The organism is Burkholderia sp. EMB26, from assembly GCF_024730645.1.
Classification (GTDB): Bacteria; Pseudomonadota; Gammaproteobacteria; order Burkholderiales; family Burkholderiaceae; genus Burkholderia; species Burkholderia cenocepacia.
Window position 1 is genome coordinate 383,278 of the sequence record NZ_CP078071.1, and the last position, 20,494, is coordinate 403,771.

The following is a 20,494-nucleotide window of genomic DNA, read 5'->3' on the forward strand; positions in this document are numbered from 1 at the left end:
GTGAGCGCCGGGTTGCGCGGCGGCATCGGGCCATTCGCCGTCATGCCGCCGCGCGTAACGTGAAAGCAGGCGGGGCGGCCGATCACCCGCTGCCGCTCGTCGCGTCAGCTTCAAAACCGCTGCTGAATCCCCGCCGTGACCCCGACCTGCGTGGTGCCATACCCGGCGAAATCGCGCGACACGCCGACCTTCTGGTCGTGTTTCGCGATCGCGAACGCGCCGGCCGCATACAGCACCGTCCGCTTCGACAGCGCGTAGTTCGCGCGCACCGACACCAGCGTCGGGTCGGCGTCCGTGCCGCCCTTGATGTTCTGGTGATAGACGGCCGCGATCAGCGAGAACGTCGGCGTGAACTGGTACGACCCGCCGAGCCAGTACATGTCGCTCAGCTGGTTCGCGGCCGTGGTGTGGAACGTGCGCCGATAGTTGCGATAGCCGGCCATCGTTTTCAGGTTGCCGAAGTCGTAGCTCAGGCCCGCGTGGATGCTCTGGATGTAGTTGACGGTATCGGCCGGCGTGACACTGTCGGCCGCGCCGTTTTGCCGGTCGAACGTGACGACGGCGGCGAACGGCCCCGTCTCGTAGCCGACCGCGAAATCGTACTTCGAGCTGGTCTTCATGCTGCCCGGCACGTTGCCGAAACCGTACAGCGCGCCGAACTTGAAGCCGCTGAATTCGCCGTCGTAGCGCACCGCGTTCGACGAGCGCGTGAACAGGCCGTCCTTGCGGCCGCCGGTCGCCATCGACGAGGTCGCCCACGAGTAGTTCTGCGCGTAACCCATCGGGTCGAACGGCAGCATGTAGTCGTAAGTGACGGTGAAGTTGCGGCCGAGCGACAGTTCGCCCCATTTGCCTTTCAGGCCGACCGTCGCGCGGCGCGCGAAGATCGAGTCCGGGCCGTCGTCGGACGCGCCGTTCGCGAGGTCGATCCCGCTTTCGAGGCGGAACACGGCCTTCAGCCCGCCGCCGAGATCCTCGACGCCGCGCAGGCCCCAGCGCGACGTGTTCTTGTTGCCCGACTTGAGCTTGACCGAATTGCCGCCTTGCGGCGCCGCATGGTTCGTGAATTCGATGCCGGCGTCCATGATCCCGTACATCGTGACCGACGACTGCGCGTGCGCGGCGCCTGCCGCGAGGCCGGCCACGGCGGCCGACCCGGTCAGGACGGCGGCGCGAAGGGAACGGTGTGCGCATGACTTCATTGGCGGTGTCTCCTTGGTTCTTGTGGGTTGGGTGAAACGGATACGGCGCGCGACCGCCCGCGGCGGACGCCGGGAAGCGTCCGCCGGACGGAAGGCTGTTGCGTGGCGCGAGGCGCGCGACATGCGCGGCGGCAGGCGAGCCGCCGCGCCCGGGTCAGCCCGCTTTCGCGAACGCCCAGCAGTCGTTGGTCGGGAATTCGATCCAGTGCTTGCCGGCCGCGCGCGGCACATGGCCGAACGCACGCAGGCGCATCTCGCCGCAATGGAACAGGTACTCCCAGCGGTCGCCGAGATACATCGACGTGACGAGGTCGGCCTGCAGCCGGTTCGCGCCCGGGCCGTCGGCGACCTGCACGCGTTCGAGGCGGATCACGGCCTGGGCGTCCTGGCCGGGTGCCAGCGTGTCACGGGCAAGCGCCTGCAGTTGCCAGCCGTCGCCGGCGAGCGTCACGCATTCGCCGTCGATCGCGGCGACGCGTGCGTCGATCCGGTTGTTGCTGCCCATGAATTCGGCGGTGTACAGCGAGCGCGGCGCGCCGTACAGCTCGGCCGGCGTGCCTTCCTGCTCGATGCGGCCGTTGCGCAACAGCAGGATGCGGTCGGACATCGCCATCGCTTCGGTCTGGTCGTGCGTCACGCAAAGGGCCGACAGCCCGAGCGACACGATCAGCTCGCGCAGCCACGCACGCGCTTCCTCGCGCAGCTTCGCGTCGAGGTTCGACAGCGGCTCGTCGAGCAGGATCACGGGCGGGTTGTAGACGAGCGCGCGGGCGATCGCGACACGCTGCTGCTGGCCGCCCGACAGTTGATGCGGAAAGCGTTCCGCGAGATGGCCGAGGCCGAGCTGGTCGAGCGCGGTCTGCACGCGGCGCTTCTGTTCGGCCGGTGCGACGCGGCGCAGCTTGAGCCCGTAGCCGACGTTGTCGGCGACGGTGCGGTGCGGCCATAGCGCGTACGACTGGAACACGAGGCCGAGCGAGCGCTGTTCGACCGGCAGGTCGATGCGCTGTGCGCCGTCGAAGAACACGCGGTCGTCGAGCTGGATGCGGCCGTCGGACGGCTGTTCGAGGCCGGCCACCGCACGCAGCAGCGTGGTCTTGCCGCTGCCCGACGCGCCGAGCAGGCACACGACTTCGCCGGCCTTCAGTTCGAACGACACGCCCTTGAGGATCGGGTTGGCGCCGTAGCTGAGATGCAGGTCGTCGACGATGAGCTTATCCATGAAGTTTCACTCCGAAGCGCAGGGCCACGCCGAGACCGGCGCCGACCATCGCGATGTTGATGACAGAGAGCGCGGCGACCTGGTCGACGGCGCCGGTCGCCCACAGCGACACGAGCAGCGCGCCGATCACTTCGGTGCCGGGCGACAGCAGGTAGACGGCCGTCGAGTATTCGCGCTCGAAGATCATGAAGATCAGGAGCCACGCGGCGAGCAGGCCGAAGCGCACGAGCGGCAGCGTCACGTCGAGCGATACGCGGCTGCGGGTCGCGCCGACGCTGCGGCCGGCTTCCTCGAGCTCGGGGCCGACCTGCAGCAGCGCGCTCTGGATGAGCCGCATCCCGTACGCGAGCCACACGACCGTGTACGCGATCCAGATGCTCCACATCGAGTTCTTCAGCTCGCGCAGGCCGGGCACGAACAGGAAGATCCACAGGAACGCGAGACCGGCGAGCAGGCCGGGCACCGCGCGCGGCAGCAGCACGAGGTAGTCGAGCAGCTTGGTCGCCCAGTCGGGGCGGCGGTGGCCGGCGAACGCGACGAGCGAGTAGAAGCCGATCGCGAGCGCGCCGCCGATCACGCCGATGCCGAGCGTGTTGACGATCGCGCGCACCAGGTTGTCCTGCTCGAACAGTTCGATGAAGTTCGACAGCGTCAGCACGTCGGCGAGCGGCACGCCTTCGCCCCAGTTGGTCACGAACGCGCGCAGCACGATGCCCGAGATCGGCACGATCACGGTCAGCATCAGCCACAGCGCGACGATCGCGAGCGCGACCCAGCGCCACACGCCGAGCGGCAGCACCGTCGCGCGGCCGGCCTTGCCCTTCACGGTGACGAAGCGGTTCGCGGTCTTCAGCAGGCGGCGCTGCAGCAGCACGAGCGGGAACGTGATCGCGACGATGCACACCGCGACCGCGGCCATCAGGTGATACGACGGCACGCCGAGCTTGTTGGTCAGCTTGTACAGGTAGGTCGCGAGCACGAGGTGGCCTTCCGGATCGCCGAGCACGAGCGGCAGCCCGAACACCTCGAAGCCGAGGAAGAACACCAGCACGCCGGCGAACAGCAGCGCGGGCATCGTCATCGGCAGGCTCACGTCGAGCGCGACGCGGAACGGGCGGGCGCCCGTCACGCGGGCGGCTTCCTCGACGTCCGAGCCGAGGTTGCGCAGCGCGGCCGACGAATACAGGTACACGTGCGGCACGTGCGTGAGGCCGACGATCACCGTGATCGCGAAGATCGAATACACGTTCCAGGGCACGTTCTGCACCCCGAACAGTTCCTTGAACCACACCGAATAGAAGCCGACTGGGCCGGCCGCGACCACGTAGCCGAACGCGAGCACCATCGGCGACACGAACACCGGCGTGAGCAGCAGCGGTTCGAGCCAGCGGCGGCCGGGCAGGTCGGTGCGCACCATCAGGAACGCGAGGATGCCGCCGAGCGGGATCGAGATGAACAGCATCCCGCCGGCGATGATGAACGAGTTCTTCACGGCCGACCAGAAGTCGGGATCGCTGAAGATGAAGCGGAAGCCTTCGATGCCGAGCGTCTTGTTCGCGTCGAAGAACGGCGCGGACAGCAGGCTCTGGAACAGGATGAAGCCGAGCGGCAGCGCGACCGCGACGGTCAGGACCGCGACGACGATCCAGCGCAGCATGCCGGCGAGCGGCTGCAGGCTGCTGACCGGCAGCGCGGGAATCGCGTCGCGCGGGCCGGTGGCGGGCGGAACGGCCGGTGCCGTGCCGCGGGTGCTGGTTGAAAGCATGAGTTCGCCCCTGCGGCCATCCGGATGGCCGCCTCAAGGAAGTCGGTAAGGGGAAGGGGCCGTCCGCGCGACGTGCGGCGGGCGGCCCGAGGTCAGCGGCTCAGCGCATCAGCGCTTGATCGCCTGCTGCCATTGCTTCAGGAACGCGAGGCGCTTCGACTGGTCGAGATAGACGAGCAGACCGGTGCCGATCTGGATCGGCTTCAGCGAATCGCCGAGCTCCTTCGTGAGGCTCGCGGCCGACGTTTCGCCGCTCACGTCCGTGCGGATCGCGTACAGGTTCGCCTGGTTCGCGATCAGCGTCTGGCCGCGTTTCGACAGCAGGTAGTCGACCCACAGCTTCGCGGCGTTCGGGTTCTTCGCCTTCTTCGATACCGTGGCGAGGCGGCTCACGACCTGCGTGTAGTCCTTCGGAAACACGTAGCCGATCGACTTGTCCTTCTTCGCCTTCGCGTACGCATACGACCCGATGATGTTGTAGCCGATCAGGTTCTCGCCCGACGAGATGCGCTCCATCATCGCGCCCGTGCTCGACTGCAGCTTCGGGCCGGTCGCGCCGATCGCCTTCACGAGTTCCCACGTGACCTTCTCGTTCACGTGCGCGTCCTGCGTCAGGTAGTTGAAGCCGACGCCCGATTTCTCGATGTCGTAGGTCGTGACCTTGCCCTTGAACTTGTCGGCCTGCGTGGTGAGCAGCTTGATCAGGTCGGCGCGGGTCTTCGGCACCTCGTTCTCGGGGATCAGGCGCTTGTTGTAGACGATCGCCAGCGGTTCGAACGTCGTGCCGTACGCCTGCTTCTGGTACTGCGCCCACTGCGGCACGTTCGGGCTTTCGGGCGAATCGTAGGACGCCATCAGGCCGTCGTTGACGAGCTTGACCTGCAGGTCCATCGCCGAGCTCCACAGCACGTCGGCGCTGGTGCTGCTCGCCGCGTTCTCGCTGATGTAGCGGTTGTACAGCTCGGTGCTGTTCATGTCGTTGTACTCGACTTTCACGCCGTACAGGCTTTCGAAGTCCTTGATCAGCGGACGCACGAGGCCCGTGTCGGTGGTCGAGTAGACGATCAGCTTGCCTTCCTTCTTCGCGGCGTCGATCACGCCCTGGTAGTTCCCCGGGTAGCCGGCCGGAACCTGCGCGACGGCGCTGCCGGCGGCCGTGCCCAGAACGACCGCGAGCGCGGCGGCGAGTTGCTTCGGTGCAAACGGCATGTCTTCCTCCAGTGATGCGTGGGTTTTGTTCGAGTGACGCGGATGTTAATTGCGGGGCACTTTCAGCCTGCTTTCATTCCGGTGCGCAATCGCGCCGTCCGCGTCATGGATTTCCCGAGGTCGACGCGGCCGCCGCCGCGGGTTGCGCGGCGTGCGGCGGGGCGTGAAGGGGGAGGACGCGGCGCGTGGTCGCGCGCTATGCGGAGGCGGCCAGCAACTGGCCGAGGACGCGGCCGCCATGCCGCGCGTGCGCGGCCGTCAGCGCGGCATAGCCGACGACGACGCCCGCTTCGCACCGGGCGCTTCGACAGAAGCCGCGGATCGGCTGCAGCTCGATGCCGGCCGCGCGGGCTTGCGCGACCCAGCCCGCGTCGTCGAGGCCGGGCGGCAGCCACAGCACGAAATGAAAGCCCGCGTGCTCGCCGGTCACCGTGTACCGGCCGCCGGCATGTTTGGCCAACTGGTCGAGCACGATGTCGCGCCGCTGGCGGTACGCGTGGCGGGCGGCGCGCAGGTGCTTCGCGAAATCGCCGTGGCCGATGAAGCGGGCCAGCGCCAGCTGGGGCGCGACGCCGACCGAGCGCGCGGTCGCGTGCCAGACGGCGGACAGCGCCGGCCGCAGTGCCGCAGGCACCACCATGAAGCCGATCCGCAGCCCGGAAAACAGCGTCTTGTTGAACGACCCGCAGTAGATCACGCGGTCGCACGCGTCGAGCGATTTCAGCGCGGGCAGCGGGGCGGTCTGGTAGCTGAATTCGCCGTCGTAGTCGTCCTCGATGATCCACGTGCGGTGGCGCTGCGCCCAGTCGAGCAGTTCGAGCCGGCGCGAGACCGACATCGTGACGCCGAGCGGCGCCTGATGGGCGGGTGTCACGTACGCGGCGCGCGCATCGGGATGGCGCTCCAGCGATGCGGTATCGATCCCTTCCCGGTCGACCGGCACGTCGATCACGGTCGCGCCCGCGAACGTGAAGATCTGCCACGCCGACGCATAGCCGGGGTCTTCCATCAGCACCGTCGAGCCGGGCGCGAGCAGCGTGCGTGCGACGAGGTCGATCGCGTGGCGGATCCCGGTCGTGATGACGATGTCGGCGGCCCGGCACGGGATGCCGCGGTATTCCCGCAGGTACGCGGCGATTCCCGCGCGCAGGCCCTCGACGCCTTGCGCCGGCGTCGCGCCGAGATCGTCCGCCGTCGCGGCGAGCAGGCTGGCGCCGAGCGCCTTCTTCCATTGCTGCATCGGCAGCAGGCCGGGATCGGCGAGCCGCGCGACGAACGGGACGCCGGGGCGCACGCCGTGCTCGGGCTCGGCCGGGGCGGCCGGCGCCGGCGAAGCCGGGATGGGGCGCGGGGCGCCGCCGCGCGACTGAGCCGTCGCGCGCAGATAGCTGTCCGGCACGACCGCGCACACGCGCGTGCCGGACCCTTGCGTGCGGGCGATGTAACCCTCGGCGCACAGGATGTCGTACGCCGCTTCGACGGTGCCGCGCGCGACATCCCAGCGCGCGGCCAGCGTCCGGCTCGACGGCAGCGGGCTGTCGCCCGGCAGCAGGCGTTTCAGGATCGCGTCGCGAATCGTGTCGGCGATGCATTCCTGCTTCGACTGCGGGCTGCCGCCCGACAGCCCGGCAGGGCGCGGCAGGTCCAGCGGAATCGCGGCTTTGCCTCGCGGCATAGTGGTCCAGTCAATGGCCGATTTAATGGTCCTTCAGCTTATATCACTTTCGCCTTAGATTGCAGTCGACTCCACTCATCCGACCCACACGGACTTACCGCATGAAGACGCGTTCATTACCCCGCCGGGGCTGGCTGTTCCTGTTGATGCTCGTGGTGTGCCTGCCGCGCGTCACGATCGATGCGTACCTGCCGTCGCTGCCCGCGATGGCGGATGCGCTGCACGGCACCGACGCGCAGTTGCAACTCACGCTGACCCTCTACATGGTCGGCTATGCGCTGTCGATGCTGGTGTCGGGGCCGCTGTCCGACCGCTACGGCCGACGCCCGGTGCTGCTCGGCGGCCTGTGCCTGTACGTCGTCGCGAGCGTCGCGTGCGGATGGTCGACCAGCGTCCCGACGCTGATCGCCGCGCGCGTGGGCCAGGCGCTGGGCGGCTGCAGCGGCACGGTGATCGGCCGCGTGATCGTGCGCGAGCGCTTTCCGGCCGCGACGCAGGCCACGATGCTCGGCCATATTTCGGCCGGCATGGCGCTGTCGCCGGTGGTCGCGCCGCTGGCCGGCAGCGCGATTGCCGAGTGGCTCGGCTGGCGCGGCGTGTTCGGCTGGCTGGCGGCGGGCGGGCTGGTCGCGACCGCGATGGTGCTGCGCTACCTGCCTGAAACCCGTGAACGCGACGCGCGGCCGCCCGCCGGCGCCGGGCTGCTGCGGACCTACGCCGGCCTGCTGCGCGACCGGCGTTTCCTGCGCTATTCGTTCGCGATCAGCTTTGCCTACTGCACCTACTATCCGTTCATCGCGGAATCGTCGACGCTGTTCCAGCGGCACATCGGCGTGTCCGGGCCCGTCTATGCGGCGATCTTCGGCGTGACCGTGCTCGGCTACCTGATCGGCTCGAATGCGTTCGCGCGGACCAGCGCGCGCTGGTCCGCCGATTCGGTCATCGCGGCGGCGGCGGTCGTCAATCTGGCCGGCACCGCCGCGCTGTGGGTCGGCGGCGCGATCGCCCCGACGTCGGTGACGGCGCTCGTCGTGCCGATGTTCGTCGTGATGATCGCGGTCGGGATCGCGATTCCGGCCTGCCAGTTCGCGGTGATGCAGCCGTACACGCAGATCGCCGGCACCGCGTCGGGGCTGTTCTTCTTTATCCAGATGGCGATCACGGCCGCGTGCGGCGGCGTGCTGGCGTGGCTGTCGGACGGTACCGCGCACCCGATGATCGTCGTCACGGCCGGCGCGAGCATCGCGTTCGTCGCGGTGGTGGCCGGTTTTCGCGAGCGCGGCGTGGCCGGCGAGGCGCGCATCGCGGCGCGCAACCGTGCGGCGGCCGAACGCTGAGGCGCGGTGGCCGGCATCGCGCGCGGCGGGTTCGCGACACCCGCGCAACCCGTGTTTCCGCGAGGCGTGGAGACGGAAAGGATCATGTAATGTAGCGGGCTGTTCGCTGACCTTACCGGAACCCCCATGCGTGTGCTGCTCGTCGAAGACAACCCGAACCTGGCCCAGTCGCTGAACGACGCGCTGAGCGCCGCGCGTTTCGCGGTCGATCACATGGCCGACGGCGAGGCGGCGGACCACGTGCTGCGCACGCAGGACTACGCGCTGGTGATCCTCGATCTCGGGTTGCCGAAGCTCGACGGGCTGGAGGTGCTGCGGCGATTGCGTGCGCGCCGCAATCCGGTGCCGGTGCTGATCCTCACCGCGCACGGGTCGGTCGAGGACCGCGTGAAGGGGCTCGATCTCGGCGCCGACGACTACCTCGCGAAGCCGTTCGAGCTGACCGAACTGGAGGCGCGCGCCCGCGCGCTGATCCGGCGCAGCCTCGGTCACGAGCATTCGCGCGTCGAATGCGGGCCGCTTTCGTACGACAGTATCGACCGCAGCTTCCATCTCGCGGGCGAGCCGCTGTCGCTCACGCCGCGCGAGCGCTCGGTGCTCGAGGTGCTGATCCTGCGTAACGGTCGCGCGATCAACAAGGACACGCTGTCGGAGAAGATCTTCGGGCTCGACGAATCGGTCAACGCGGACGCGATCGAGATCTACGTGTACCGGTTGCGCAAGAAGCTGGAGAACACGGGCGTCGCGATCGTCACGCTGCGCGGCCTGGGCTATCTGCTCGAAGCGAAGGCGGAGACGGCTGAATGAGCGGCCCCCGCGCTCACGGTCATTCGCTGCCTCCCGAGGGAGCGCATGCGTTCCTCGGGGCGGCGCGGCGGCAGGCATGATGACCCGCCCGAACCTGCGCGCGCAGGTCGCGCTGTGGCTGCTGCTGCCGCTGCTCGGCCTGCTCGCGCTCGACTCGTGGCTCACGTACCAGCGTGCGATGAGCGCCGCGCACGTCGCGTTCGACCGCACGCTGTCGTCGTCGCTGAAGTCGATCCGCGAAGGCGTGCGGCTCAACGACGGCGAGGTCGAGGTCGACCTGCCGTATCTCGCGCTCGAAATGCTCGAATCGAGCGACGGCGGCAAGATCTACTACCTGATCCGCGAGGACAACGGCCACACGATCACCGGCTATCCGGACCTGCCGCTGCCGCAGGGGCGCGACGCGGGCGACGGCGCGCCGTTCGTCACGCGCTACTACGACGTCGTGTATCGCGGCGAGCAATTGCGGATGGCCGCGCTGCGCATTCCGGTGCACGACGTGCCGACCGCGCAGTCGCGCATCGTCTGGGTGATGGTCGGCGAGACGATCGAGGCGCGCCAGGCGCTCGCGCGCGAGATCCTGATCGGGTCGCTGCTGCAGGAAGGGCTGCTCGTCGTGCTGGCGCTCGGGATCGTGTGGCTCGGCGTCGGCCGCGGGCTGCGGCCGCTGAACCGGCTGTCGGCCACCGTCGCCGCGCGCAGCGAGGACGACACGACGCCGCTCGACACCGGCGCGATGCCGAGCGAGCTCGCGCCGCTCGTCGATTCGATCAACCAGTACATCGGCCGCACGCAGCGGATGCAGGTGGCGCGGCGGCGTTTCTTCGCCGATGCGGCCCATCAGCTGAAGACGCCGCTCGCGGCCGTGCAGGCGGGCGTCGAGCTCGCGTTGCGGCCCGACGAGCAGCCGCGCGCGAACGTGCACCTGCGGCGCGCGAACGGCGCGGTGCGGCAGGCCGCGAAGATCGTCCAGCAATTGCTGTCGCTGTCGCGGCTCGATTCGGACAGCGGCCATGCGGTCGCGCACAAGCCGGTCGCGCTGCACCGGCTTGCGCGCAGCGTGACGCTCGACTGGTCGCCCGTCGCGCGCGCACGCGACATCGATCTCGGCTTCGAGCACGAGGCCGACATCGACGTGCTCGGGCAGTCCGACTTGCTCGGTGAGATGGTCGGCAACCTGATCGACAACGCGATCCGTTATGCGGGCGACCGTGCGGTGGTCACGGTGCGCGTCTCGCGCGACGGCGCGGACGCGCGGCTCGACGTGATCGACAACGGGCCGGGCATTCCGGCCGACGAACGCGACGCGGTGTTCGAGCGCTTCCATCGCGGCAGCAAGACGCAGACGGTCGAAGGAACGGGGCTCGGGTTGTCGATCGTGCGGGAAATCGCGCGTGTGCATCAGGGCAGCGTGACGCTGGCCGATGCGGCCGGCGGCGGGCTGATCGTGACGATCCGGCTGCCGGCGGCGGTGAGTGATGCGATGCCGCGCGCCGCGTGAAGGGAACGGATGGTGCTATCCGGCTCAATCGCCGAAGCCGATCTCCGCTTCGACCGGCTGCCCGACTTCGAGCCACGCACCCGCACCTTCGACGACGATCGCATTGATGCCGAACGTCAGCGCACCGTCGTAGTTCGGGTTCGCGCGATAGGTCTGCATCGTGTCGGTCGGCTCGTGCGGCCATGCGGGATCGGGCGCGCCGGTCGCCTGGTCGATCGTCGGCATCGGGCAGCGCGTGCACAGCTTCACGAGTCGCAGTCGCACCGGCGTGTCGCCTTGCGTGTCGAGATGCTCGACGAAATCCTCTTCGTACGCGTCGAGATCCGACACGACGATGTTCGGCCGGAAGCGGTTCATCGGGATCGCCGGCGCGCCTTTCGCGGCAAGCCGCGCGTTCAGGTCGTCGAGCGACGACTGGCCGATCACCAAAAGCGGATAGCCATCCGCGAACTGCGTATGCGTATCGATCTCGCCGGTCCATTTGCGATTGCAGCCGCGGCGTGCATCGGGGCCGAAGCGCGCGAGCTTCGTCGGCACGCCGAGGAATTCGGTGAGCCACGCGGCCGTTTCGGCGCCCGTGTCGATCGCGTCGACGGTGTCGCGCCACACGGTCGCTGCCATCTTCGGCGTGGCGGGCGTCGCGTCGCCGTCGAGCGGCGTGCGCAATGCCGGCATGCCCGGTGCGTTCAGCACGAGCGCATCGCTGTCGAGTGTCGGACGGATCAGCGCGAGACGCGGATGCGTGCGCTGCGTGAGCATCTGCCCGCGCGGATCGGTGATCAGCCAGTGGCGGTCGTAGGCGAGGCCCGTTTCAAGCAGTTGCGCGCGCGTGAGCGCGATGCCGGCGCAGGATTTGATCGGGTAGACGAAGAGTTCGGTGATGGCTGGCATGACGCTGGCTGACGGCGGGATGATCGAATCGCGATTGTGCCAGATCGGGCCGAAGCCGTTTGGGCGGCTGCGTACCGCCTACCGCCACGCATCCGTCAGCCGAGCGGGAAGCCGGTGTCGAAGGTCGTGCGCACGTCGAGCGGCTGGCGCAGCAACCCGGCCTTCAGGTAGAAGTCGGCCGTGCGCTGCTGTTCGGCGATCACCGTCGCGTCGATCGGCAGCCAGCGCGTGCCGCGGCGCTCGAATTGCAGCTTCGCGGCGGCCGGCGGAATGCCGATGATGCGCGCGAGCGCCGCCGAATACGCGTCGGCGTGCCGGTACGACCAGGCCTGCGCGCGCACGACGCGTCGCAGGAAATCGTGCAGCACGTCGCGCTTCGAGGCGATCGCCGCGTCGGTTGCCGCGAGATAGCTGAGGCCCGACCACAGTCCGCGGCCGTTGACCAGCACGCGCGCGCGGCCGCTCGTTTCGGCGAGCGCGGTGTAGGGCTCCCAGGTCGCCCACGCGTCGATCGAACCGGTGGCGAGCGCCAGCATCGTGTCGGCCGGCGGCAGGAAGCGGAACGACACGGCATCGGGCGGCAGGCCGGCCGCATCGAGCGCCTTCAGCGTGACGAAATGGCCGATCGAGCCGCGCGTGGTGCCGATGCGCTTGCCCTTCAGGTCGGCCGCGCCTTTCAGCGCGGCGTCGGGTTGCACGAGCACGGCCGTGCCGTACGGATCGGAACGGTTCGCGCCGATCACCTTGATGCGGGCGCCCGATGCGAGCGCGAAGATCACCGGCGCGTCGCCGATCGGCCCGCAGTCGACCGCGGCCGCGTTCAGCGCTTCCGCGAGCGGCGCGGCGGCCGGAAATTCGGTCCACGCGATGTCGTACGCGAGGCCGTTCAGTTCGCCGGCCGCTTCGAGCAGCGCGCGCAGCCCGCCTTTCTGGTCGCCGGCGCGCAGCAGCGGCCGTGTACCGGATTGCGCGCGCAGCGCAGTCGGGGCGGCGGCGATCGTGGCAAGGGCGCTCGCCTGCGCGAGGAAGTGGCGTCGGGTCGGATTCATCGTGAAGTTCGGTTGAAGGAAGGATTCGTGGGTTCAATGCGGGAGCCCGGCCTGTACGTCGCGCACGGGTTCGTTGTCGACGCGCAGCAGCAGCGCGGTCAGTGCGTCGCCGCTGGTGGCGCGCGCGGCCGGCCGGGCCACCGCATCCGAGCGGCACAGCAGGTCGGCGTCCGACCAGCCGGCGCTGCCCGGCAACGCCCGCGCGCGCAGCCAGCCGCGTCGATCCGCAAGCAGTTGCGTGCCGGCGAGTGCCTCGGGTGCGACGCCGGCAATCGTCGCGAACGCGCGCCACGCATCGGCGGTCGTCGCGACGCAGTTCGCGCGCGAGCCGGTCGACGGCGGCACCGCCCCCCCGTTTTCGGTGACCAGCAAGGTCTGCCAGCGCGCATCTTCCGGCGGTGGCGTGGCGCCCGTCTCGAGCGCGACGACGCGCACGCGCTGGCCTTCGCGCCAGCGCTCGAGCGCTTGAGGCGCGGCGTCGCCGCACCGCACGTCGAGGGCCGGCAGCGGGACCGGCACCGGCCACGCGCCTTGCGCCTGCGCGCCGCTGCCGGCGGCCAGCGCTTTCAGGTAGTCGAGCACGGCCCAGGTGTCCTGCGGGCCGAGTGTCGCCGCGAAGCCGGGCATCGTCGACGCGCCGTGCTCGTCCTGCGTGCCGTGGCGCACGCGCCAGAACAGTTCGCCGTCGAGGCGACGCGCGAGCAGCGTGCCGGCGAAGGTCGGCGGCCAGTGCGCGAGCGTGGCGGCGAGCGGCCCTTCGCCGCGTCCGTCCGCGCCGTGGCAGGCCGCGCAATGTTGCGTATACAGGTGCGCGCCGCGCATCACGTTCGCTACGGAAAACGGCGCGGGATCGCGCTGGAAGCTCGTCGGCACGGCCGGCGCGAGCCACAGCGAAGCGGGCGGCCACGGCGCGAACCATGCGACGGCCAGTGCGGCGATGGCCGATGCGATACGCCACTTGCGCGAAGCGAGCGCGGTGCACGCGAGCACGACGGCCAGCGCCGTCACGCCGCAGGCGAGCGCGAGCTGCCGCGTGAGCCCCGCGTCGATGCGCAGCGTTTCGAGCGCGATGCGATGCGCCCACGGCCACGCGGCCTGGCCATCGGCGTCGCCGGTCAGGCCGATCGCGTGGAGCCCATGCGCCAGCGCGATTTGCGCGCGATACAGCAGTTGCAGGAACGCGATGGCCCAGTCGGCGAACGGCGGCGCATTCATCGCGCGCGTCTCCGCCGGACGGCAATCAAACGTCGAACGGCATCCGGCATCTACCAGCTCGCATCGAGCCCGAGATGCCGCAGCGCGTCGTGGCGCAAGGCGGCGAGGCGCGGGTCGCCGCGATGGCGCGGGTAGGGCAGGTCGACGCGCAGTTCGGCGACGATCCGGGCCGGCCGCGGCCCGAACACGATCACGCGCTGCGCGAGGAACAGCGCTTCTTCCACGTCGTGCGTGACGAGCAGCGCGGAGAACCCGTCGCGCTGCCACAGCGCGGTCAGCTCGGCCTGCATCGTGAGCCGCGTCAGCGAATCGAGCTTGCCGAGCGGCTCGTCGAGGATCAGCAGGCGCGGATCGTTGACGAGCGCGCGGGCGAGTGCGACGCGCTGCGCCATCCCGCCGGACAACTGATGCGGAAACACGTTCGCGAACTCCTGCAGCCCGACGCGCGCGAGCGCATCGTCGACGCGATGCTGCGCGGTGCGCGCCACCCCGCGCGCTTCGAGGCCGAGCGCGACGTTCGCGCGCACGCGCCGCCACGGGTACAGCGTCGGGTCCTGGAACACGACGATGCGCGACGGATCGGGGCGCTCGATCGGCACGCCGTCCTGCGCGATGGTGCCTTGCCGCGCGGCGTCGAGCCCCGCGACGAGGCGCAGCAGCGTCGATTTCCCGCAGCCGCTCGGGCCGAGCAGTGCGACGAATTCGCCGGCCGCGACCGACAGCGACACGTCGTCGAGCACCGGCAGCGCGCCGCCGGGGCCGTCGAACGCGTGGCTGACGCGGCGGATGTCGATGCGCGCGCCGCGCGGCGGCGTGACGGCGGGCGCCGCGGCAATGGCCGCGGACGGTTCGAGTACGGCGGCGCTTACCATTTGACGGTTCCTTTCTGCCACGCGAGCACACGGTCGCGCAGCGCGAACAGCAGCGCGATCAGCCCGGAAAACAGCAGCGCCATCACGATCAGCGCCGCATACATGTTCACGTACGACGCCCAGCCCTGCGCCCAGCTCAAATACCAGCCGAGCCCCGACTTGACGCCCATCATCTCGGCGACGACCAGCACCGTGAACGATGCGCTGAGCCCCATGAAAATGCCGACGAACACGTGTGGGAGCGCGGCCGGAATCGCGACGCGCAGCACGAGGAAGCGCGCGTTCGCGCCGAGCGTGCGCGCGACGTCGTAGTACTGCTTGTTCACGCTCGCGACGCCCGACCACGTCAGGACGGCAACCGGGAAGCCCGTCGCCAGCGCGATCAGGAACGCGGCGGCCGAATAGCTCGACGGGAAGAAGTAGAACGTGAGCGGCAGCAGCGCGGTGGCCGGCACCGGCCCGAGCACGCGCAGCACCGGATGCACCCAGTAGCCGATCCGGCGCGACCAGCCGATCGACACGCCCACCGCGAAGCCGACCGTGACGCCGTACGCGAAGCCGAGCGCGAGCAGCTTCAGCGTGTTGGCGGCGCTGCCGGCGAGGCGCGGCCAGTCGTCGACGTAGACTTCGATCAGCGCCTGCGGCGGCGCGAAGAACGGCGTCGGCAGCCAGCCGGTTTTCGCGGTGACGATTTCCCACGCGGCGAGCACGAGCGGCAGCGCGACGAGCCACGGGCCGGCCGGACGCACGCGTGCGAGCCGCGTGCGGGTCGCCGCAACGAGATGGCCGAGCGTCGCGGCGACGAGCAGCAGCGCGGCGATCGTCCACGCGGCCGTGCCGAACGTGTCGGTGTACGCCCAGTCGCTGAAGCCGACGATCCGGTTCGGCCACAGTTGCGTGAGCGCGCCGAGCGCGGCCCACGCGACTGCGGCGGCGATCCCGGTCGGCCAGATACGCTCGCGCCGCGCTTGCGCGGCCAGCGTGGCGTCGCACGTCGTGCAGGCCGGACGCGCGGAGGCTGTAGCGTTGGCGGCGGCGCCGGCCGGAGCCGATGCGGTGTGTGCTGCGGAAGCGTGTTCGATCGTCGACATCGCGTTACCCCAGTACGTTCGCATAGACCTGCTGCGCGAAGCGCTGCGGGTCCGTGCTCTTCTTCAGTACGCTGATGCGGCGGAAATCGTCCGCATAGAACGCGATTTCCTGCTGCAGGTCGACGTTGGTCGGGTGATGCGTGTAGGTGAGCGTCGCGTACAGCTTGCGCAGATCCTCGGGGCTGATCTTCGGCGAATACTTCGCGAACACCTTCGCGGCTTCGTTCGGGTTGTCGTGCGTGTACTCGGTGGCCTGCACGATCGAGCGCGCGAGCGCGGCGGCCGACGGCCGGTCGTTGCGCACGAGGTCGCCGCGCGCGCCGATCACGCAGCACACCTTGCGCGCGTATTCGCCGGACAGGTTGGTCGCGAGTTCGGTATACGCGCCGTTGCTGCGCTTTTCGAGCAGATAGAGGTTCGGGTCGCCGTCGGCGATCGCGTGGATTTCGCCCTTGTCGACCGCGACGCCGAGCAGATCGGCCGGATACTGTCGCCACGTGATGTCGCGCTCCGGATCGATGCCGTTCTTCGCGAGCAGGATCGAGAAGAAGTGCTTGCCGGGCGCGGCCAGATCGCTGACGCCGACCGTCTTGCCCTTCAGCGCCTGCAGCGTCGTGACGCCGGCCGCCTTCGCGCCGAGCAGGCGCACGCAGCCGCCGTGCGAGCTGCCGATGATCTTCACGTCGAAGCCGGCCTCGAGCGGCTTGAGCCAGCGGTGGATCATCCCGACCGCCGCGTCGGCCTTGCCGGTCGCGATCGACTCGAGCAGCTGGTCGGTCGAGCCGCTGTAGTTGATCAGCTCGACCTTCAGCCCGTTCTTCTCGAAGAAGCCGCGCTCCTGCGCGACGACGATCGGCGTCAGGCAGAACGCGTTCTGGTTCCACGCGAACGTCAGCTTCTTCAGCGGCGGCGCGGACCAGGCCTTGCGGCCGAGCGTGATCGCCGGTACGGCGAGCGCGGCGGCGCCGGCCGCGCGCAGCAGCCGGCGGCGTTGGTCGTCGTGCGCGTCGGCGGGCGCGGGTGCGGTGGTGTGGGTCATTGTGTGGTCTCCGGGGTAGCGCAAGGGCGGCTCAGTCGAGCAGGTCGGGTTCGTCGGCGACGACGCGCGCGAACAGGCTGTCGAACGCATGCAGCGCACCGTCGGGGCCGCCGATCTGGCCGTGCGTATGGCGCGCGGTCGCGTGATCGATCGGCTGCGGCGTGCCGGCCGCTTCGGCCAGCAACTGCGTGTGCGCGGCGTTGTCGAGCGCGATGTACCACCACGCGGAGGCCTCGACCGTCGGGCCGGCCGTCAGGATGCCGTGGTTCTTCAGGATCACGCCCTTGTGCGTGGTGCCGTCCGGCTTCGCGAGCGCCTCGGCGATCCGCGCGCCTTCGCTGGTGTCGACGACCATCCCCGTGAAATCGTCGAACAGCGCGTGATCCTCGTAGAACACGCACGCGTCCTGCGTGAGCGGATCGAGCGGGCGACCGAGCGTCGACCAGGCCTTGCCGTAGGTCGAATGCGTGTGCGCGGCGGCGACCACGTGCGGATGGGCTTCGTGGATCGCCGCATGGATCGCGAACGCGGCCTTGTTCAGCGGCCGCTGGCCGATCGCGGTTTCGCCGCGTGCGTTGACGAGCAGCAGGTCGGACACCTTGATCTGCGAGAAATGCACGCCGAGCGGGTTCACCCAGAAATGGTCGGGCAGCTCCGGATCGCGCGCGGTGATGTGGCCGGCGAGGCCCGACGCGAAGCCGAAGCGCGCGAACAGCCGGAACGCGGCTGCGAGCCGCTCCTGCCGGTGGCGGCGCTCGGCGGCCACGTCGATGCGCGGCGCGGGCGGATCGAACCAGAAGTGCTGGCGCGGGGTGTCGGCGAGCACGAGGCCCGATGCGGTACGGTTGGGGGGCGAAAGGACGGCGGACATGATCGCGTAGGGCTCCGTTGGGCTCAGGCGGCGCGGCGTGCCGCGTCGCGTTCGGCGACGGCGTTGCGCACGCGCGGAATCAGTTCGCGGCCGTAGTCGATCGCGTCTTCCAACGGGTCGAAACCGCGGATCAGGAAGGTCGTCACGCCGAGGTCGTAGTAGTCGAGCAGCGCGTCGGCGACCTGTTCGGGCGTGCCGACGAGCGCCGTCGAATTCGAGCGCGCGCCGGTGAGCTTCGCGATCTCGGTCCACAGCCGCTTGTCGACGCGCGAGCCGCGCTCGGCCGCGGCGAGCAGGCGGCGCGCGCCTTCGCTCTGCTGCGGGCCGCCGGCGCCGAGGCCCGCCGCTTCGCGCAGCCGGCGCGTTTCGTCGAGGATGCGGTGCGCGCGCGCCCACGCTTCGTCCTCGGTCGCCGCGAGGATCGGGCGGAACGACACGGAGAAGCGCACCTGGCGGCCGTGCTTCGCGGCTTCGGCGCGCACGCGGGTCGTCAGGTCGCGCACCTGGTCGAGCGATTCGCCCCACAGCGCATAGACGTCCGCGTGCTTGCCGGCCACCGCGAGCGCGGCTTCCGACGCGCCGCCGAAGTAGATCGGCACATGCGGCTGCTGGAACGGCTTCACTTCCGAAAAGCCCTGCTTGAACCGGTAGTGCGCGCCGTCGTGATCGAACGGCTGCGTTTCCGTCCAGATCCGCCGCAGGATGCCCAGGTATTCGTCGGTGCGCGCGTAGCGTGCGTCGTGATCGAGGAAATCGCCGTCGCGCTGCTGTTCGCTGTCCGAGCCGCCGGAGATGAAGTGCACGGCGAGTCGGCCGCGGCTGAACTGGTCGAGCGTCGCGATCTGCCGCGCGGCGAGCGTCGGCGCGGTGAAGCCCGGGCGATGCGCGAGCATGAAGTGGATGCGTTCGGTCGCGGCCGCCGCGAACGCGATCGTCAGCGTCGCCGACGGGCCGGTCGAGTGATGCGGCACGAGGATCCGGTCGAAGCCGGCTGTTTCGTGGGCGCGGGCAAAGTCGCGCACATAGTCGGGATCGACCACGGGGCCGGACGCCGGGTGGATTTCCGACTGCTTCTGGCTCTGGATCATGCCGATGAATTCGACGCTCATCTGGGTCTCCGGTGCAGGGACGTCCCGGCGCACGGCCGGGCAGGAATTGAGCGCAGGTTAACGCCGGGATCATGCGGAATGGAAATAATCAATCCCGATTTGAATATCAGATTTGCATGGTTTGGGGCCGCATGCGTTGCGCATACGCTGTGGGCTCGCGAATGATCGGGCGCGCGTTGGCGCCGTTCTCGTCGCCGTGTCCGAACTACCCAGGGAATCCGTTTCGATGTCCGCCAGCCTTGCCGCTTCCTCGCCGCCACCGCAACCTGCGCTGCGCCTTCTGCCTGCCGATGCCGCCGGCACCGCCGACGTTGCGGACGCAGACGCCGACGGGACGAACGACGCGCGCCTCGCCGCGCGGCTCGAACGCCTCGCCCCCGAACTCGCCGCCGATGCGGCCCGCAACGACGTCGACGGCCGGTTTCCGCACGAGAACCTCGCGCGGCTGCATCGTGCCGGGCTGATCGCGCAGGTCGTGCCGCGCGAGCACGGCGGCGCCGGGGCGACGCTGGCGCAGGCGAGCCGGATCGTCGCCGCCGTCGCGCGGGCCGATCCCGCCACCGCGCTGGTGCTGACGATGACGTACCTGCAGCATCGCGCGCTCGGCCGCGCCGATAACCGCTGGCCGGCGCAGGTGCGGCGCGCGGTGTTCGACAGCGCGGTCGCGCACGGTGCGCTGATCAATGCGCTGCGCGTGGAGCCGGCGCTCGGTTCGCCGTCGCGCGGCGGGCTGCCGGCGACCATCGCGCGCCGCGATGGCGACGGCTGGCGGCTCTCGGGTCACAAGCTGTACAGCACCGGCATTCCGGCGCTGCGCTGGCTGGCCGTGTGGGCGCGCACCGACGAGCCGACGCCGCGCGTCGGCGTGTTTCTCGTGCCGCGCGACCCTGACACCGACGGCGATCGCATCCGCGTGATCGAAAGCTGGAATCACCTCGGCCTGCGCGCGTCGGGCAGCCATGAAGTCGTGTTCGACGACGTGCCGCTGCCGGCCGATCATGCGGTCGACGTGCGTGCGCCGGACGCATGGGTCGTGTCGGCTGCCACGCACGCGGATGCCGACGCGCAGGCCGATCAGCAGGCGTGGATGGTCGCGCTGCTCGGCAGCCTGTACGACGCGGTGGCGCGAGCGTCGCGCGACTGGCTGGTCGAGTTCGCGACGAGACGTGCGCCGAGCGGGCTCGGCGCACCGCTCGCGACGCTGCCGCGCGTGCAGGAAGCGGTCGGCGAAATCGAAGGCTGGCTGCACGCGAATCGCGTGCTGCTCGACGATCACATCGCGCGCACCGATGCGGGCAACGCGCCATCGGCGACGACCAGCGGCCTCGTCAAGCGGACCGTGACCGAGCAGGCGATCCGCACGGTCGAACAGGCGCTGAAGCTGTCGGGCAATCACGGGCTGAGCCGCGGCAATCCGCTCGAACGCCACTATCGCGACGTGCTGTGCAGCCGCGTGCATACGCCGCAGGACGATGCGATCGCGGTGGCGGCGGGGCGCGCGGCGCTCGACGCGGCGACGCCCGGCGCAACGAACGCGGCGGCGGGCGGAACGTCACGCGACGGGATCGAACGCGGCCGACGCGATGCGTGAACGGGGTCGCGTGGCCCCGCAGGTCATTCGGGCGGCGCGTTGCCGACG

General features: G+C 69.9%; 17 protein-coding genes. 4 read left to right on the top strand and 13 right to left on the bottom strand.

What is annotated here, in order from left to right; all coding sequences use genetic code 11:
* Positions 1-110: 110 nt before the first annotated feature.
* The 5 genes from KU887_RS18400 to KU887_RS18420 all read right to left on the bottom strand — a co-directional run bounded on the left by KU887_RS18400 (position 111) and on the right by KU887_RS18420 (position 7,073).
* Positions 111-1,202, bottom strand: coding sequence for a porin (locus KU887_RS18400; RefSeq protein WP_034202414.1), 1,092 nt, complete (start codon positions 1,200-1,202; stop codon positions 111-113).
* Between the two features lie 154 nt (positions 1,203-1,356).
* Positions 1,357-2,424 (bottom strand): ABC transporter ATP-binding protein, encoded by a 1,068-nt coding sequence (locus tag KU887_RS18405; RefSeq protein ID WP_006494964.1) that lies wholly within the window; start codon positions 2,422-2,424, stop codon positions 1,357-1,359.
* Entirely contained in the window at positions 2,417-4,189 is a 1,773-nt protein-coding gene (locus tag KU887_RS18410) for an iron ABC transporter permease (RefSeq protein WP_006490713.1), read from the bottom strand. Before KU887_RS18410 ends, KU887_RS18405 begins: the two co-directional genes overlap by 8 nt.
* Positions 4,190-4,297: 108 nt before the next feature.
* Positions 4,298-5,398 (bottom strand): ABC transporter substrate-binding protein, encoded by a 1,101-nt coding sequence (locus tag KU887_RS18415; protein WP_006490712.1) that lies wholly within the window; start codon positions 5,396-5,398, stop codon positions 4,298-4,300.
* A gap of 196 nt (positions 5,399-5,594) precedes the next feature.
* Positions 5,595-7,073: a PLP-dependent aminotransferase family protein gene (locus tag KU887_RS18420; protein ID WP_258257033.1), complete on the bottom strand. Its 1,479-nt coding sequence runs from the start codon at positions 7,071-7,073 to the stop codon at positions 5,595-5,597.
* Between the two features lie 101 nt (positions 7,074-7,174).
* Between KU887_RS18420 and KU887_RS18425 the strand changes: the two genes are divergently transcribed.
* The 3 genes from KU887_RS18425 to KU887_RS18435 all read left to right on the top strand — a co-directional run bounded on the left by KU887_RS18425 (position 7,175) and on the right by KU887_RS18435 (position 10,718).
* Positions 7,175-8,410, top strand: a complete 1,236-nt coding sequence (locus KU887_RS18425; RefSeq protein ID WP_258257034.1) for a multidrug effflux MFS transporter — start codon at positions 7,175-7,177, stop codon at positions 8,408-8,410.
* Between the two features lie 126 nt (positions 8,411-8,536).
* A complete protein-coding gene (locus KU887_RS18430; RefSeq protein WP_006484260.1) occupies positions 8,537-9,217 on the top strand; it encodes a response regulator in 681 nt (226 codons plus the stop codon).
* Between the two features lie 79 nt (positions 9,218-9,296).
* On the top strand, positions 9,297-10,718 hold the full coding sequence (locus tag KU887_RS18435) for a sensor histidine kinase (RefSeq protein ID WP_205672173.1): 1,422 nt from the start codon (positions 9,297-9,299) through the stop codon (positions 10,716-10,718).
* 24 nt (positions 10,719-10,742) lie between these two features.
* Here KU887_RS18435 and KU887_RS18440 read toward each other — a convergent pair whose 3' ends face one another.
* The 8 genes from KU887_RS18440 to KU887_RS18475 form a co-directional block, all read right to left on the bottom strand.
* Positions 10,743-11,609, bottom strand: coding sequence for an MOSC domain-containing protein (locus KU887_RS18440; protein WP_006484261.1), 867 nt, complete (start codon positions 11,607-11,609; stop codon positions 10,743-10,745).
* Between the two features lie 95 nt (positions 11,610-11,704).
* The gene (locus KU887_RS18445; RefSeq protein WP_006484257.1) at positions 11,705-12,658 is read right to left on the bottom strand and encodes an ABC transporter substrate-binding protein; all 954 of its coding nucleotides are present in this window, start codon (positions 12,656-12,658) and stop codon (positions 11,705-11,707) included.
* 33 nt (positions 12,659-12,691) lie between these two features.
* Positions 12,692-13,873 (bottom strand): cytochrome c, encoded by a 1,182-nt coding sequence (locus tag KU887_RS18450; RefSeq protein WP_258257036.1) that lies wholly within the window; start codon positions 13,871-13,873, stop codon positions 12,692-12,694.
* A gap of 50 nt (positions 13,874-13,923) precedes the next feature.
* Positions 13,924-14,745, bottom strand: coding sequence for an ABC transporter ATP-binding protein (locus tag KU887_RS18455; RefSeq protein WP_006488658.1), 822 nt, complete (start codon positions 14,743-14,745; stop codon positions 13,924-13,926).
* A complete protein-coding gene (locus KU887_RS18460; protein WP_212247124.1) occupies positions 14,739-15,836 on the bottom strand; it encodes an ABC transporter permease in 1,098 nt (365 codons plus the stop codon). The genes KU887_RS18455 and KU887_RS18460 overlap by 7 nt, the downstream gene beginning before the upstream one ends.
* A gap of 4 nt (positions 15,837-15,840) precedes the next feature.
* Positions 15,841-16,875: an ABC transporter substrate-binding protein gene (locus KU887_RS18465; RefSeq protein ID WP_006494956.1), complete on the bottom strand. Its 1,035-nt coding sequence runs from the start codon at positions 16,873-16,875 to the stop codon at positions 15,841-15,843.
* A 31-nt stretch (positions 16,876-16,906) separates the two neighbouring features.
* Complete coding sequence (locus KU887_RS18470; RefSeq protein WP_258257039.1) at positions 16,907-17,746, bottom strand: class II aldolase/adducin family protein; 840 nt, start codon at positions 17,744-17,746, stop codon at positions 16,907-16,909.
* 23 nt (positions 17,747-17,769) lie between these two features.
* Positions 17,770-18,855 (bottom strand): LLM class flavin-dependent oxidoreductase, encoded by a 1,086-nt coding sequence (locus KU887_RS18475; RefSeq protein WP_006494954.1) that lies wholly within the window; start codon positions 18,853-18,855, stop codon positions 17,770-17,772.
* 226 nt (positions 18,856-19,081) lie between these two features.
* Between KU887_RS18475 and KU887_RS18480 the strand changes: the two genes are divergently transcribed.
* Positions 19,082-20,446, top strand: a complete 1,365-nt coding sequence (locus KU887_RS18480; protein ID WP_258257041.1) for an acyl-CoA dehydrogenase family protein — start codon at positions 19,082-19,084, stop codon at positions 20,444-20,446.
* The last annotated feature ends 48 nt before the right edge of the window (positions 20,447-20,494 follow it).